20 protein-coding genes are annotated in these 14816 nt (G+C 69.2%); 16 read left to right on the forward strand and 4 right to left on the reverse strand.

Going from position 1 to position 14816, the window contains the following annotated elements; all coding sequences use genetic code 11:
• Positions 1-139: 139 nt before the first annotated feature.
• Together ABDK56_RS08570 and hemE are read right to left on the reverse strand one after the other, a co-directional pair.
• Positions 140-604: a CopD family protein gene (locus ABDK56_RS08570; protein ID WP_349807849.1), complete on the reverse strand. Its 465-nt coding sequence runs from the start codon at positions 602-604 to the stop codon at positions 140-142.
• A complete protein-coding gene (hemE, locus tag ABDK56_RS08575; RefSeq protein WP_502959286.1) occupies positions 601-1644 on the reverse strand; it encodes a uroporphyrinogen decarboxylase in 1044 nt (347 codons plus the stop codon). Before hemE ends, ABDK56_RS08570 begins: the two co-directional genes overlap by 4 nt.
• Before the next feature lie 296 nt (positions 1645-1940).
• Between hemE and ABDK56_RS08580 the strand changes: the two genes are divergently transcribed.
• The 12 genes from ABDK56_RS08580 (at position 1941) to ABDK56_RS08635 (ending at position 9129) form a co-directional block, all read left to right on the forward strand.
• A complete protein-coding gene (locus tag ABDK56_RS08580; protein ID WP_349807850.1) occupies positions 1941-2519 on the forward strand; it encodes a Maf family protein in 579 nt (192 codons plus the stop codon).
• Positions 2516-3331 carry a shikimate dehydrogenase family protein gene (locus ABDK56_RS08585; protein ID WP_349807851.1) on the forward strand — a complete coding sequence of 272 codons (816 nt, stop codon included), beginning with the start codon at positions 2516-2518 and terminating at the stop codon, positions 3329-3331. Before ABDK56_RS08580 ends, ABDK56_RS08585 begins: the two co-directional genes overlap by 4 nt.
• A complete protein-coding gene (coaE, locus tag ABDK56_RS08590) occupies positions 3328-3921 on the forward strand; it encodes a dephospho-CoA kinase (RefSeq protein ID WP_349807852.1) in 594 nt (197 codons plus the stop codon). The genes ABDK56_RS08585 and coaE overlap by 4 nt, the downstream gene beginning before the upstream one ends.
• Before the next feature lie 7 nt (positions 3922-3928).
• The gene (gene dnaQ / locus ABDK56_RS08595; RefSeq protein WP_349807853.1) at positions 3929-4645 is read left to right on the forward strand and encodes a DNA polymerase III subunit epsilon; all 717 of its coding nucleotides are present in this window, start codon (positions 3929-3931) and stop codon (positions 4643-4645) included.
• Positions 4646-4705: 60 nt separating this feature from the next.
• Positions 4706-5287: a ribosome hibernation-promoting factor, HPF/YfiA family gene (gene hpf / locus ABDK56_RS08600; RefSeq protein ID WP_349807854.1), complete on the forward strand. Its 582-nt coding sequence runs from the start codon at positions 4706-4708 to the stop codon at positions 5285-5287.
• A 58-nt stretch (positions 5288-5345) separates the two neighbouring features.
• Positions 5346-5810 (forward strand): PTS sugar transporter subunit IIA, encoded by a 465-nt coding sequence (locus ABDK56_RS08605; protein ID WP_349807855.1) that lies wholly within the window; start codon positions 5346-5348, stop codon positions 5808-5810.
• Between the two features lies 1 nt (position 5811).
• Positions 5812-6288 carry a PaaI family thioesterase gene (locus ABDK56_RS08610; RefSeq protein ID WP_349807856.1) on the forward strand — a complete coding sequence of 159 codons (477 nt, stop codon included), beginning with the start codon at positions 5812-5814 and terminating at the stop codon, positions 6286-6288.
• Entirely contained in the window at positions 6285-6614 is a 330-nt protein-coding gene (locus ABDK56_RS08615; protein WP_349807857.1) for a DUF1491 family protein, read from the forward strand. The genes ABDK56_RS08610 and ABDK56_RS08615 overlap by 4 nt, the downstream gene beginning before the upstream one ends.
• Before the next feature lie 208 nt (positions 6615-6822).
• Complete coding sequence (locus tag ABDK56_RS08620; RefSeq protein WP_349807858.1) at positions 6823-7437, forward strand: cell wall hydrolase; 615 nt, start codon at positions 6823-6825, stop codon at positions 7435-7437.
• A 53-nt stretch (positions 7438-7490) separates the two neighbouring features.
• Positions 7491-7991, forward strand: coding sequence for an MmcB family DNA repair protein (locus tag ABDK56_RS08625; RefSeq protein WP_349807859.1), 501 nt, complete (start codon positions 7491-7493; stop codon positions 7989-7991).
• Positions 7988-8428: a YcgN family cysteine cluster protein gene (locus ABDK56_RS08630; RefSeq protein ID WP_349807860.1), complete on the forward strand. Its 441-nt coding sequence runs from the start codon at positions 7988-7990 to the stop codon at positions 8426-8428. Before ABDK56_RS08625 ends, ABDK56_RS08630 begins: the two co-directional genes overlap by 4 nt.
• A complete protein-coding gene (locus ABDK56_RS08635) occupies positions 8401-9129 on the forward strand; it encodes a M48 family metallopeptidase (protein ID WP_349807861.1) in 729 nt (242 codons plus the stop codon). The genes ABDK56_RS08630 and ABDK56_RS08635 overlap by 28 nt, the downstream gene beginning before the upstream one ends.
• On the opposite strand, the gene ABDK56_RS08640 is transcribed toward ABDK56_RS08635, so the two are convergent.
• Both ABDK56_RS08640 and msrB read right to left on the reverse strand, forming a co-directional pair.
• A complete protein-coding gene (locus ABDK56_RS08640) occupies positions 9106-11253 on the reverse strand; it encodes a transglycosylase domain-containing protein (protein ID WP_349807862.1) in 2148 nt (715 codons plus the stop codon). The two genes, ABDK56_RS08635 and ABDK56_RS08640, sit on opposite strands and share 24 nt — an antisense overlap.
• Before the next feature lie 43 nt (positions 11254-11296).
• A complete protein-coding gene (msrB, locus tag ABDK56_RS08645; protein WP_349807863.1) occupies positions 11297-11716 on the reverse strand; it encodes a peptide-methionine (R)-S-oxide reductase MsrB in 420 nt (139 codons plus the stop codon).
• Positions 11717-11791: 75 nt separating this feature from the next.
• Here msrB and ABDK56_RS08650 point away from each other — a divergent pair, with 75 nt between their 5' ends.
• From ABDK56_RS08650 to ABDK56_RS08665, 4 genes are all read left to right on the forward strand, one after another.
• On the forward strand, positions 11792-12319 hold the full coding sequence (locus ABDK56_RS08650; protein ID WP_349807864.1) for a DUF4402 domain-containing protein: 528 nt from the start codon (positions 11792-11794) through the stop codon (positions 12317-12319).
• A gap of 149 nt (positions 12320-12468) precedes the next feature.
• Positions 12469-13023, forward strand: coding sequence for a DUF4402 domain-containing protein (locus ABDK56_RS08655; protein WP_349807865.1), 555 nt, complete (start codon positions 12469-12471; stop codon positions 13021-13023).
• Between the two features lie 249 nt (positions 13024-13272).
• Positions 13273-13815, forward strand: a complete 543-nt coding sequence (locus ABDK56_RS08660; protein ID WP_349807866.1) for a DUF4402 domain-containing protein — start codon at positions 13273-13275, stop codon at positions 13813-13815.
• Positions 13816-13984: 169 nt separating this feature from the next.
• Positions 13985-14797, forward strand: coding sequence for a fimbrial biogenesis chaperone (locus ABDK56_RS08665; RefSeq protein WP_349807867.1), 813 nt, complete (start codon positions 13985-13987; stop codon positions 14795-14797).
• Positions 14798-14816 lie beyond the last annotated feature (19 nt).

Genomic DNA, 14816 nt, shown 5'->3' on the forward strand with positions numbered 1-14816 from the left:
AGTTCGGTCGGAGAGACAGGACGTCTCCCCGTGAGGACGCAAAGGTCGGTGCGGTCGGTTCGCGCGGCACGGACGGCGCGGCCGATGCTGTTTGAAAATGCCCTAAGTCCGCCGCCGGGGCGAAGTCAATCCGCCCGCGTCAGAACGGCTTGACGATCACCAGCACGACGATGATCGCGGTGAGCATGCCGGGCACCTCGTTGAGCAGCCGCAGCCGCTTCAGATTGGGGTCGCGGTAACCGTTGGCGAGCTTGCGGCCATAGGCGCCGATCCAGCCCTGGTAGCCGCTGAGGATCACCACCAGCCCGAGCTTGGCCGAGAACCAGGCCTGGCCGAACATCCCCCCGTTGATCGCCAGCATCAGCCCGAGGACCCAGACGATGACCAGCGCGGGGGTCAGGATGATCGTCCGCGCCTTGTCCTCGCGCTCGAGCCAGGCGCGGTCCTCGGCCGATCCGGGCGTCGTCGCCTGGTGATGGATGTAATAGCGCGGGACGATGAACAGGCCGGCGATCCAGAAGATCACGAAGGTGACGTGCGCCGCCTTCACCCAAAGGTAGGCCGCGCCGAGGAAACCCTGCCAGTTCGCAAGCATGTCGCTCATCCCCGCTTCACCCGCTCGATCAGTCGTTCGACATGGGCGATCGGCGTCGTCTGAAGGATGCCGTGGCCGAGATTGAAAATGTGGGGACGGCCCGCGAGCGCGTCAAGGATGCGTGTCACCGCCTCGTCGAGCGCCGCGCCCCCCGCGACCAGCGCGAGCGGGTCGAGATTGCCCTGCAGCGGCAGGTGCGCGGGCAGTTCGCGCGCCGCCCACGCCGGGTCGACCGTCTCGTCGAGCCCGACCGCGTCGACCCCGGTTTCGCGCGCATAGGCGATCAGCTTGCCGCCCGCGCCCTTGGGAAAGCCGATGATCGGGATGTTCGGGTGGCGCTTGCGGAATTCGCTCGCCAGCCAGGCGTTGCGCGCGATCACCAGCCGCTCGAACTGGATCGGCGACAGGCTTCCCGCCCAGCTGTCGAACAGCTGCACCGCCTCGACCCCCGCCGCGACCTGACCCGACAGATAGTCGAGCGTGGTCTCGCACACCGCGTCGAGCAGCGCGTCCATCCGCCCCGGATCGGCATAGGCGAGCGTGCGCGCCTCCGCCTGCTCGCGGCTGCCCTGCCCGGCGATCATGTAGGTGGCGACGGTCCACGGGCTCCCGGCAAAGCCGAGCAGCGTGACCGACGGGTCGAGCGCGGCCTTCACCCGCCGCACCGTCTCGTAGATCGGCTCGAACCGCGACGGGTCGGTGGTCAGCTCGCCCAGTGTTGCGCGGTCCATCGTCGGCGCGAGTCGCGGGCCTTCGCCGGCGACGAACGACAGGTGCATCCCCATCGCGTGCGGCACGATCAGGATGTCGGAAAAGAGGATCGCGCCGTCGATCGCGAAGCGGCGCAGCGGCTGGAGCGTGATCTCGGCCGCCGCGGCGGGATCGTAGACCATGTCGAGGAAGCCGCCCTTGGCCGCGCGAAGCTCGCGATATTCGGGCAGGTAGCGGCCCGCCTGGCGCATCAGCCAGATCGGCGGGGGATCGCGCCGCTCGCCGCGGAGCACCGCCAGCAGGGGCTTGTCGGTCGTCAGCTCTCCCGGCACGGCCACCCTCTTTCTCTTTCTTAATATATATAGAAGAATCTTGAAGTGTTTGTTGTCGGCTTGGCAGCGGGGCTTAACCGGCCATCCCCAACTTCTCAACAGGCGCGCCATTTTCGCGACTCGCGCGATTCCGGCGATTCGCGTTCGGCGCTTTCCCGCGATTCACAGGTTTCGGACCGATCGTCCTCCCTTGTGGACCGATTGCGGGACGGCGCTGCGGCGGCATGGGGGCGCGCCGGCGATTTGGGCGATCCCCGGCTTTGCGCTACGGGTCCGCCCCTTCTTATCCACAGGTTCGTCCCGTGTCGTTGATCCTTGCCAGTACCAGCCCGATCCGCCGCCAGCTGCTCGCCGCCGCCGGGGTGACGGTCGAGGCCCAAGCGCCCGACTTCGACGAGGACTGGATCAAGTCGCGCCACGTCGGCGACGGGGCGAGTCTCGCGCGTCGGCTCGCCGAGGGCAAGGCGCTCTCGCTTGGTGGCGGCGACGACCTCGTCATCGGCGCGGACAGCACGGTGACGGTCGATGGCACGCGCTATTCGAAGCCGAAGGACCGCGACGAGGCGGCGGCGCATCTCGCCGCCTTTTCGGGGCGGACGATGCTGCTGTCGAGCGCGGTCGCGCTGGCGCGCGCGGGCAAGACGCTCTGGTCGCACGCCGACACCGCCCGGCTTCACGTCCGCCCGCTGTCGGCCTCGTTCATCGCTGCCTATCTCGACGCCGAATGGCCCGCGGTCGCCTATTGCGTCGGCGTGTTCCGGATGGAGGGGCGCGGGGTGCAGCTGTTCGAGACGATCGAAGGCGACCATTTCACCATCCTCGGGCTGCCGCTGCTGCCGCTGCTCGGGGCGCTGCGCCGCGAAGGGGTGCTGGCGTCATGACGTCGCGACCCTTCGCCGAGGTAATCGGCGACCCGATCGGCCATAGCCTTTCGCCGACAATCCATGGCTTCTGGCTCGGCGCGCTCGGGATCGAGGCCGACTATCGCCGCCGCCAGGTCGAGAAGGGCGGGCTCGCGACGTACCTCGCCGAGGTGCGCGCCGACCCGGCATGGCGGGGGAGCAACGTCACCATGCCGCTCAAGCTCGAGGCGCTGCTCGCCGCCGACACGCCGAGCGATGCCGCGATCGCGGCGGGGGCGGCGAACATGCTCGTTCCGAAGGACGGGACGGTCGATGCCGACAATAGCGACGTCGGGGCGATCGCCACGCTGCTCGATGGCCTGCGCGCCGATGGGGCGGCAATGGACGGGGTGACCCTGCTCGGCAACGGCGGGGCCGCGCGCGCCGCGCTCGCCGCCTTCCGGCTGGCCGGGGTCGGCCCGGTGATCGTCCAGGCGCGCGACATGGCGGCGGGCCGCGCGCTCGGGGTCGAGTTCGATGTGGCCCATGTTCGCCCGCTCACCGCCCCCGTCACCACCGCGGGCCTGCTCAACGCCACGCCGCTCGGCATGGCGGGAAAGGGCTGCCTGAATTGCGAGCTTGGCGCGATGCCGGCGGACGGGTGGGTGTTCGACTGCGTGTCGGTCCCCGCCGAGACGCCGCTGGTGGTCGCGGCGCGCGCGCGCGGGCTGCGCGTCGTTCTCGGGCTCGAGATGCTGGTCGAGCAGGCCGCCGCGAGCTTCGTGCGATTCTTCGGGGCCGCGCCGCCGCGCGCGCGCGATGCCGAGCTGATGCGGCAACTCGCGCCATGATCACGCTGGCGCTGACCGGGTCGATCGGGATGGGCAAGTCGACCGTCGCGAAGATGTTCGCGGACGCGGGGATCCCGGTGTTCGACGCCGACGCGGCGGTGCGCGCGCTCCAGGGCCCCGGCGGGCGATTGGTCCCCGCGATCGAGCAAAGGTTTCCCGGCACCACCCGCGACGGCGCCGTCGATCGCGACGCGCTGTCGAAGGCGGTGCTCGACGATCCCGCCGAACTCGCCGCGCTCGAGGCGATCGTCCACCCGGCGGTCCACCACGAGCGCACCCGGTTCATCGTCGAGCATGGCGAATCGCCCGCCCTGCTGTTCGACATCCCCCTGTTGTTCGAAACCGGCGGCGAGGCGGCGTTCGACAAGGTGATCGTCGTGTCGACCGGCACGCAAGAGCAACGCACACGCGTGCTGGCGCGGCCGGGGATGACGCCCGCCAAGCTCGATTCGATCCTCGCCCGCCAGCTGCCCGACGCCGACAAGCGCGCGCGCGCCGATTTCGTCGTCGACACCTCGGGATCGCTCGACCGGACCCGCGCCCAGGTCGGCGCGATCCTCGCTTGCCTCGGCCTCGGCGGGGGTGTTTAAGGGGCAAATGCGCGAAATCGTGTTCGACACCGAAACCACGGGCCTGTCGCCTGCGGGGGGCGACCGCATGGTCGAAATCGGCTGCATCGAGATCATCAACCGGGTCGAGACCGGCCGCCACTTCCATGCCTATTTCAACCCCGAACGGCCGATGCCGAGCGAGGCCGAGGCGGTCCACGGGCTGAGTAGCGTCTTCCTCAGCGACAAGCCGCTATTCGCCGCGCGCGCCGAAGAGCTGCTCGAATTTCTCGGCGAATCGCCGCTGGTCGCGCACAATGCCGGGTTCGACTTCGGCTTCCTCAATCACGAGCTCCAGCGCTGCGGCCGTCCGCCGGTGTGCCTCAGCCGGATGGTCGACACGCTGACGCTTGCCCGTTCGCGCCATCCCGGCGCCAAGCACAGCCTCGACGCGCTGTGCATCCGCTACGGCGTCGACCGCTCGCAACGGGTAAAGCATGGCGCGCTGCTCGACGCGCAACTGCTCAGCCAGGTTTATGTCGAACTGACCGGCGGGCGACAGATCGGGCTCGGGCTCGCCGCCGAAATCGCGCCGGCGACGGTCGATGTGCGCCGCGCGGTGGTGGTCGAACGCCCGGTCCGCGCCCCGCGTCCGCATGCCGCAAGCGCGGAGGAGATCGCGCGTCACCAGGCGTTCCTCGCCCGGGTTAAAGGCGCGCTGTGGGATCGTTTTTTGGTTGCCGAAGGCGACCAGCGCGCGGCCTGACGCGTTAGTCGCCTGGGTGCCGCTTAGCGGCGCCACGGAAACGTAAGGAAAGGAACAAGCATGGATATTCGGATCGCAGGCCATCAGGTGGACACCGGGTCGGCTCTCCAGAACCATGTCAGCGACCGGATCGGCGGTTTGGCCGATCGTTATTTCGCGCGCGCGGTCGGCGCCAACGTCACCTTCGGGCGCGGGCCGTACGACGACTTCACCTGCGACATCGTCGCGCCGGTCGGGCACGGCATGGTGCTGAAGGCGTCGAACCGCGCCGACGATGCGCACGTCGCCTTCGACGGTGCCGCCGACAAGATCGAGCGCCAGCTCAAGCGCTACGTTGATCGGCTGCGCGAGCGGCGCGGGGGCGATTCGGCGACCGAGGTTTCGCCCACCATCCCCGACAACGCCGCCTACACCGTGTTCGCCGCCCCGGCCGACGCCGAGGCACCGACCCCGCAGGCCCCGGCGATCGTCGCCGAGACCCGGGTCGACATTCCCGACGCGACGGTCGGCGACGCGGTGATGATGCTCGACCTTCGCAACACCAATGCGCTGATGTTCCGGAACAGCGCATCGGGGGCGTTCAACATGGTCTATCGTCGCGGCGACGGAACAATCGGCTGGGTCGAACCGTCGAACGGGTGACAAGCGCGCGTCCATCCGTTAGGGCGCGCCGCCGCTCAACGGGGACCGATACCAGCGCATGAATCTCGTCGACTTCCTAGATCTCGAGGCGATCCGCTTCGACCTGGCGGCGGGAAGCAAGCGTGGGCTGCTCAACACCTTGTCGCAGATTGCCGGGCAGCGGCTCGGAATCGACGGCGCGGCGATCGCCGAGACGGTGGCCGAGCGCGAACGGCTCGGCTCGACCGGGTTCGGCGGCGGCGTTGCGATCCCCCACGGCAAGCTCGACGGGATCGACCGCGTCTACGGCCTCGTCGCGCGGCTCGCCCAGCCGATCGACTACAAGGCGATCGACGGCGAAAAGGTCGACCTCGTGTTCCTGCTGCTTTCGCCGCGCGACGCGGGGGCCGAGCATCTGAAGGCGCTGGCGTCGATCAGCCGGCTGGTGCGCGACGCGGGGACGCTCGGCAAGCTGCGCGGGGCGCGCAGCCGCGACGCGTTGGCGGCGGTACTGATCGGGGACGACGAGCGCGAAGTCGCCTGACGTGGAAACCGGGGGCAAGCGCGATCCGATCGGCGGCGAGGCGGCGCACCTGCGCGCGCTGGAGACGCTCTACGGTTCGGCGCCGATCAACCAACTGTTCAAGTCGAGCCTGTCGTTGCCCGAGGCGGGGCATTCGCGGATCGTGTTCGAGGTCGCCGAGACGAGCTTCCACGCCGCCGGGGCGGCGCACGGCACGCTCTATTTCAAGATGCTCGACGATGCCGCCTTCTATGCGGCCAACAGCCTGGTCAGCGACCGTTTTCTCCTCACCACCGCGTTCAACCTCCACTTCACCAAGCCGATGAGCGTCGGCACCGCGCACGCCGAGGGCCGCTGGGTGTCGGGACGGCGGCGGGTGTTCGTCGCCGAGGCGCGGATCGTCGATTCCTCGGGCGAGGAATGCGCGCGCGGGACCGGCACTTTCCTTCGCTCGCACATCGCGCTGGCGGGGCTCGCCGGCTACCGCGCCGAGGCATGACCGCGCGGCTTCCGGCGTCGCTCGAGGCCGCGGCGATTCGTCGCAAGGCCGAGTCGCAGGGCGGATTCGCGACCGTGATTCGCTCGGGCGATCCCGACAGCGGGGTGATCCTGTTGGTAATTATCGAGCGCGGGCAATATCTTAGCTGCGCGCGGCGCGAATGGGCCGACGGCGAATATCGCTGGACCCGCGCCGGACCGACCGAGCCGTCCGAGCTTGACGACTTCCTCGCCAGGCAGCGCAGATTCGACCCGGACTTGTGGTTAATCGAACTGGACGTCCCACAGGGCGAACGGTTCATCGTGGATTTATCTGCGATTGATTGATTCTTCGGAACTTCGGGGGGAAACGCGTCCGTAACGAAGAGCGGGGGGCATCTCTCCTTTTGGGCAGCAAGGTCCGGAAGATGCCACGCAGTCGGGGGGTTACCCGGGCCGGCGGGGCGCAGTCATGCGCCGGACGTCGCGAGCCCAAGGGCCGATCCACCGCACGTGTTGGAATATTATGTTCGTGTCGTTTCGGTCCGCCCTGCTGGTGGCTTTCGCGCTAAGCGCATCGTCCGTTGCCCCGGCCCAGGTCGGACCCGGTTCGGAGCCGCTCCTCGCGGCGGCCTCCGCCCAGATCCCGGAAACGATCCGCCCGGCGCTGCTGCCGGCGGTCGCGACCCCGGAAACGCCTGAACATGATTCCCTCTCGACCGCCGATCCGTCGACCGTCGAAACCGTCGCGCCGGGCCTGAGCTTCGAAAGCGAAGTCGCCGAACTGCGGTCGGCCAGCGCGGGCAGCGCCGAGCTCGAATGCCTCGCCGGGGCCATCTATTTCGAATCGAAGAGCGAGCCGCTCAAGGGCCAGCTCGCGGTGGGTCACGTGCTCGCCAACCGCACCAAGTCGGGACGCTTCCCGTCGAGCTATTGCGGCGTGGTCTACCAGCGCGGCCAGTTCAGCTTCGTCCGCGGCCACGCGATGCCGCACATCGACCGCTCGGGCCGCCAGTGGCAGAACGCCGTGGCGATCGCCAAGATCGTCGATCGCGGGCTGCAGCCGTCGCCGCTGTCGGGCAAGGCGCTGTTTTTCCACGCCAAGCGCGTGTCGCCGAGCTGGCACGCGGTGCGCGTCGGGTCGATCGGCAACCACATCTTCTATCGCTAGCCGACGGGCGCGGGCGCTTCACGGCGTCCCCGCTTTGTTCTAACGAAGGGCGGATGGCCACCGCCCCTGCTCCGCCCAATCCGATTCCGGACTGCTTCGCCGACGCCCCGCCGATCGCGGGGGAAGTCGCCCGCGGGGTGACGCGGCTGTTGTGCCGGCAGGACCTGTTCGCGATCTGCGAGGTTCCGCTGCCCAACGGGCGGCGCGCCGACATGATGGCGATCGACGGCAAGGGCCAGCTGACGATCGTCGAAATCAAGGTCAGCCGCGCCGACCTGGTCGGTGACGGCAAGTGGACCGACTATCTCGACTATTGCGACCGCTTCTACTGGGCGGTGCCGCCGCACCTGGCCCCGATCCTCGACGAAGAGCGGTTCCTGCCCGCCGCCGCCGGGCTGCTGGTCGCCGACCGCTACGACGCCGCGTTGGTCCGCGACGCCGCGCACCGCCCGCTCGCCCCGGCCCGGCGCAAGGCCGAGCTGCTGCGCTTCGCCCGCCGCGCCGCGCGCCGCCTGTCGGCGCAGATCGACCCGACGCTGGGGTTCGACCGGTGAGCGCCGACGCGACGCCGTTCTGGGAAAAGCCGCTCGCCGCGCTCGACGCGGGCGAGTGGGAGGCGCTTTGCGACGGCTGCGGCCGCTGCTGCCTCCACAAGCTCGAGGACGAGGAGACCGGCGAGCTCTACCCGACCAACGTCGCGTGCAAGCTGCTCGATCGAAGGCAGGGGCGATGCACCGATTACAAGCATCGCAAGAAGCAGGTCGCCGACTGCGTGGTGCTGTCGAAGGACAAGCTCGACGCGCTCGAATGGCTGCCGTCGACCTGCGCCTACCGGCTGCGGCACGAGGGCAAGCCGCTTTACGACTGGCATTACCTGATCTCGGGGAGCCGCGAGAGCGTCCACGAGGCGGGCCAGTCGACCCGTGGCTGGACGGTCAGCGAAGTCGATGCCGGGGACCTCGAATGGCACTTGGTCGATCGGCCGTTGTAGGGCCGGCCCCCGAACTGCTGCGCGTCGAGGGGCTCGCCTGGCCGGTCGAGCTTCGCGTCCACCCGCGCGCGCGGCGCTTGCGGCTGGCGATCGACGACCGGCGCGAGCGGCTTCGGCTGACCTGCCCGCCGCGCCTGTCGCGCCGCGCCGCGCTCAAATGGGCGGGCGAGCAGCGCGGCTGGGTCGACCGGCAGATCGGCCAGCGCGAGGCGCCGATCCGCCTCGTTCCCGGCGCGGTGATCCCGTTCGACGGCGGCGAGCGGCGGCTCGAATGGGTCGAAGGCGCGACGCGGACCGTTGGGCTGACCGACGAGACGATCGCGTGCGGCGGGCCGCTCGACGGCTACGAGCGGCGGATCGGTCGCTGGCTCAAGGCCGAGGCGCTTCGCCGGCTGTCGGAGGAGACCGCCGATATAGCGTCGCGAGCGGGAATCCGGGTCGCGGCGGTCGCGGTCGGCGACGCGGGGACGCGCTGGGGAAGCTGTTCGGCCGACGGGCGGATACGATTCAACTGGCGGCTGCTGCTCGCCCCGCCCGAAGTGCGCCGCTACGTCGTCGCGCACGAGGTCGCGCATCGCCGCCACATGGATCATGGCGCGGCCTTCCACGCGTTCGAGGCGGAATTGTTCGGCGGCTCGACCGATCGCGCGCGGCGCAAGCTTCGCCGGCTGTCGGCCTTACTGCGGCGGGTACGACTCTGACGTGGCGTCCTGGGGCTGGGGCTGGGGCGGTCGCGGCTGGTAGGGGGTCGGTTGCTGCTGCGGGCGCTGCTGCGGCTGGCGCGGCGCGCCGTTGGGCCGGTTGAGCACGTCCTCGAGCCAGCGCTGGTCGCCGGGGTTGCCCGGCGGCGGACCCTGCGGCGGCTGCGGCTGTTGCGGCGGGGGCGCGCGATCCTCGGGGAGCGGCCCCGGGTTATAGCCCGGATCCTGCCCCGGCAGCGGGTTGCCGTCGGCGTCGACCATCATCCCGTTCGCGTCGTAATTGCCCCACGCTTCCTCGTCGGGCGACAGCTGCCAGTCGGGCATCGGCACGGCGGTGGTGAACTGCTCGACCGGCCGGTTGGCGACCGCGACCACCATATAGTCGTGGAAGGCGCGCGCGGGGGCGGTGCCGCCCTGGAGGCCGGGGACGGTCCGGTTGTCGTCGCGCCCGTACCAGACGCCGGTGGTCAGCCCGCTCGAAAAGCCGATGAACCAGCCGTCCTTGTTCGACTGGGTCGTCCCGGTTTTGCCCGCGACCGGCCGCCCGATCTGCGCCGCGCGCCCGGTCCCGCTCATCACCGCGGTCTGGAGCAGGTCGGTCATGCCCGCCGCGACATAGGGCGCGACCAGCACCTGCCCGGTATCCGCGGGGTGGGCATAAAGCAGCCGCCCGTCGGCGGTGACGACCTTGGTAATCCCGTAAGGGGTGACGTTGATCCCGTTCGCGCCGACCGAGGCGAAGGCGCGGGTCATGTCGATCACCCGCACGTCGCTGGTCCCCAGCACCATCGACGGGAAGGTCGAGATGTTGCTGCTGATGCCGAAGCGGTGCGCCATGCCGGCGATGGTCGCGAAACCGACCTGCTCGCCGATCTGCGCGCTGATCGTATTGATCGATCGGGCGAACGCCTCGCGCAGCGGCACCGGGCCGATGAAGGTGCGGGTCGAGTTGCGTGGGCTCCACCCGTCGATCGTCACCGGCTTGTCGACCATCACGTCGGTCGGCTTCATCCCGGCCTCGAGCGCGGAAAGGTAGACGAACAACTTGAACGAGCTGCCCGGCTGGCGCTGCGCCTGGGTCGCGCGGTTGTAGATCGAGCTGACATAGTCGCGCCCGCCGATCATCGCCCGGACCGCGCCGTCACGGTCGAGCGAGACGAGCGCGCCCTGCGTCCCCGGCGGGGCGTTGGCGTTGATCGCCTTGTCGGCGGCGACCTGCATCCGCGGATCGAGCGTGGTGAAGACGTCGATCGGGTCGGTGGTCGGGTCGATCAGCGTGTCGAGCTGCGGCAGCGCCCAGTCGACGAAATAGCGCGCGCTGTTTTGTTTCATCGGCGGCGACAGGCGGATCTCGGCGGGGTTGGCGCTCGCCGCTTCGCCGGGCGTGATGAAGCCGTTCTCGACCATCTGGTTGATGACCACCCCGGCGCGGCCGCGCGCGGCCTCGATATCGGCGGTCGGGGCATAGCTCGACGGCGCCTTGACCAGCCCGGCGATGATCGCCGCCTCGCCAAGGCTCAGCTGGTCGGCGCCGTGGCCGAAAAAGGTGCGGCTGGCGGCGTCGATCCCGTAGGAACCGCCACCGAAATAGACGCGGTTTAGGTAGAGCTCGAGGATCTGGTCCTTGCTGAACTTCCACTCGAGCGCGAGCGCGAGGACCGCCTCGCGGATCTTGCGGCCGAAGTTGCGCTTGTTGGTGAGAAAGATGTTGCGCGCGAGCTGCTGGGTGATGGTCGATCCACCCTGCGCCCATCGCCCGGTCTGGAGGCGGACCTTGAGCGAGCGGGCGATGCCGATCGGGTCGACCCCGGGATGCTCGCGGAAGCGCTTGTCCTCGACCGAGACCATCGCCAGCTTCATCGTCTGCGGAATCTGGTCGTAGGGCAGCCAGCGCCCGTAGCTCGGCCCCATCGACACCAGCACGCTGCCGTCGGCGGCGCGGACGCGGATCATCTGGCCGAGGTCGTTGCGCTTGGTCAGCTCGGCATAGCTGGGGAGCGACGCCTCGGCGACCGCGACCGCGATCCCGACCAGGACGAGCCCGAGGACGACGAGCGCGAGGAACCAGCGGAACAGCGAGGCGATCCGGCCGCGCGGCGCGGGTGACGACGGGGAGCGGGCCATTGGCCCAAAGCGTTATTCGTTCGTCACCCTGCCCGCAAGCGACTTAGCGGTGGTCCCCGTCGGCGTCCTTGGCCCCGTCCTTCTCCTCGAAGCCGAGCGAGGCCGAGTTGATGCAGTAGCGAAGCCCGTCGGGACCGGGCCCGTCGGGGAACACATGGCCGAGATGCCCTTCGCACCGGGCGCAGCGCACCTCGGTGCGGACCATGCCGTGGCTGACGTCGCGATGCTCGTCGACCGCGTCCTCGCCGGCCGGCGCGGTAAAGCTCGGCCAGCCCGACCCGCTGTCATATTTGGTGTCGCTGCCGAACAGCGGCGCGCCGCACCCGGCGCAGGTGTAGGTGCCCTCGCGCTTGTTATGGAGCAGCGCGCCGCTTCCTGGCGGCTCGGTCCCTGCCTGGCGAAGGACGCGATATTGCTCGTCGCTAAGCTCGGCGCGCCATTCGGCGTCGGTCTTGTTGGTCATGCCGTCTCCTTCTCGGCGATGGTGAAAGCCGCGTTAACCTTGTTTCAACGTCGCGGCCCTAACCCGGGTGCCATGATGGGCCGCTATCCCGTCCGCTTCGCCGTGCCGGCCGCCCTGGCCGCGCTGCTCGTCGTGCCCGTGCCGGGCGCGGCGCAATGCCGGCTGTGCGCGACCCCGACCACGTCATCGTCGTCGTCACGTCCGAGCGAGGCCCCGATCCGCCTCGATGTGGTGGCGCGGCTCGATTTCGACAAGCTGATCCTCGACCGGCCCGGGTCGGGCAGCGCGACCGTCCAGCCCGACGGCAACCGCCGGTCGAGCGGGGCGGTCGGCAGCGTGTCGATGCGCGCGATGGCGGGCGAGATCGTCATTCGCGGCGAGCCCGACCGCTTCGTCCGGGTCGACTTGCCGCATGCGCTCGAACTGGTCGGTGCCAACGGCGGGACGCTGCGGCTCGAATCGATCGACAGCGATTTGCCGAGCGCGCCGCAACTCGATTCGAACGGTGAACTTCGCATCCGATTCGGCGGAGAGATTCACCTGTCGGGCGATTCGGACGGCGACTTTCGCGGCGACGTGCCGATCGTCGTCGACTATCTCTAGGCCGTTCCCCCTAGGGAAAACGCAAAACGTAAATGGCGGCGTAACCAGACTGCTGAGCAAAGCCGTAAGCGGTCGAGGTTAACAGCAGCGTCGTGGATGGCGGGCCTGGCTCGGTCGGCCGCCATGCTGAACCTTGTGGGGAATAAGACATGACCAACCTGTTCAAGAAGGCGGCGTTCGCCGCCGTTGTGACCGGCTTCGCCTTCGCCGGCCAGGCCTCCGCCGCCACCTCGTCGACCCAGGCCCAGGCCACCGGCCAGGCGACCGTCAAGATCTACACGCCGCTGATCCTCAAGGCCGTGACCGGCAGCGACACGATGGACTTCGGCATCCTCGTCGGCCCGGCCTCGGTTCGCGGCACCGCGGCGAGCTTCCCGATGGGCGGCACCACCGCCAGCCCGGTCGTGACCTGTGCGACCGGCTGGTCGTGCTCGGGCACCGTCAAGGCGGCGCAGTTCACCGTCTCGGGAACGCCGGGCGCGTTCGTTCACGTCGACGTTCCGACCGGTCCGGTCAACCTGACCGGCTCGGTCAGCGGCACGGTCAATGTCACCAACTTCGTGACCGACCTCGCGGCGCCGACCGCGACCCAGCTCGGCACCACGGCGACTGCGTTCGGCGTGGCGGGGACGCTCAACGTCCCGGCCGGCACGGCCGACGGCGTCTACACCGGCTCGTTCAACGTCTACGCCGACTATAACTGAGTTGGCCGACACCAAGTTGGCTTAGGCCAAGTTGGACTGACACCAAGTTGGACTGACCGGCCGCCACGGCGGATCGGCAAGCGGGCGGGGGGCCGGTGGCTCCCCGCCCTTTTTCGCGCGCCGAGCGTAAACCTTACCGCAACGGTAACCATGAATCCGAACCGGATCGAAAGATCGACAGGGTTAATGCGGCGGTGACCTTGATCGCGAACCATGTCGGGCGCGACGGGTGGGGAGTTTCGTCCTATGTTGAATGCTCGTACAACCGCGGCGATCCTGGCCATCGGCCTCGCCTTCCTCGCGCCGGTCGAGGCCAATGCCGCGACCGCCAACGCCACGGTCACCGCCAAGGTGGTCAAGCCGCTGACGCTGACCGGCGGCGGCACCGTCGCCTTCGGCAACATCTTCACGCCGAGCACCGCGACCTACACTGGCAATTTCGTGATCAGCGCCGCCGCCAGCCAGAGCGGCACCTATTGCGCGACCGGCTTCACCTGCACCGGGACCACCGGCTCGGCGCTGTTCAACCTCACCGGCACCAACAACACGCCGCTGACGGTCAACATCCCGAACACGGTGACGCTGACCAACGCGGCCAACGCGTCGACCATCACGGTGACGACCTCGAACAGCCTCGGCGCCAACGTGTCGAGCGGCAACTACGTCACCTCGCTCGCCAACTCGGGCTCGCCCGGCACCAACTTCTACGTCGGCGGCAGCATGACCGTCTCGGACGCGACGGTCGAAGGCAGCTATTCGGGCACCTTCACGGTGACCGCCAACTACAACTGATCGCCCGTCCCCGCGGGGGCGCGATCGACACTCGGGCGGCGGATCCGGCGATGGCCGGGTCCGCCGCTTCGCGTTCAACTGCGATTAGTCCGTTATGGTTAGAAAGATGGTAACCATTTGTGGCCAAACCTCCTCCGGCATGGATCAATTCTGATCCGGGGAGAGCGTCATGGGCAAGTCAGTACTCACCGCCATCGGGCTGGCCGCGGCCGGCATGCTGGTCGCCGCGCCGGCGAGCGCCGGGATCGGCGACCTTCTGGTCGCGCCGACCCGCCTCGTCCTCAACGGGGGGCGCGGGACCGAGGTCATCCTCAAGAATATCGGCACCGACACCGCCACCTACCGCATCTCGGCCGAGCTGCGGCGGATGATGCCCGATGGTTCGCTGGTCGAGGTCAAGGACCCGAACGCCGACGAGAAAGCGGCGCAGGACATGGTCCTGTTCGCCCCGCGCAAGGTGACGCTTCCGCCCAACCAGCCGCAATCGATCCGCGTGTCGGCGCACGCCCCCGTCGGGCTGCCCGACGGCGAATACCGCGTCCACCTGCTGTTCCGCGCGCTCCCCCCGCCGACCCCGGCGGAGGCGCCCGGCGACGCCAAGGGAATCGCGTTCAAGCTGATCCCGATTTACGGCGTCACCATCCCGGTGATCGTCCGCTTCGGAAATCTCGAGGCCAAGTCTGGGATCGCGGCGGTCGAGCATGAGACGGTCCGCGGGCGCGAGGCGATCTCGCTCGAGCTTACCCGCCAGGGTGGGCGTTCGACCTTCGGCGAGGTCCGCGTGATCCGCGCCGGGGTCAAGGAACCGATCGCCGAGGTCAAGGGCGTCGCGGTCTACAAGGAGCTGACCCAGCGTCGCGTCGTGATCCCGGTCGACAGCGCCTACAAGGGCCCGATCGCCGGGCCGGTGACCGTCCAGTATCTCGAAACCGGCGACAACGGCGCGAACCTGGTCGCCGAAACCAGCGCGGTGCTCCGCTAAGGCCGGGAGCTGGGGGGCT

It is taken from the genome of Sphingomonas sp. ASV193 (assembly GCF_040203355.1).
Taxonomy (GTDB): Bacteria; Pseudomonadota; Alphaproteobacteria; order Sphingomonadales; family Sphingomonadaceae; genus Sphingomicrobium.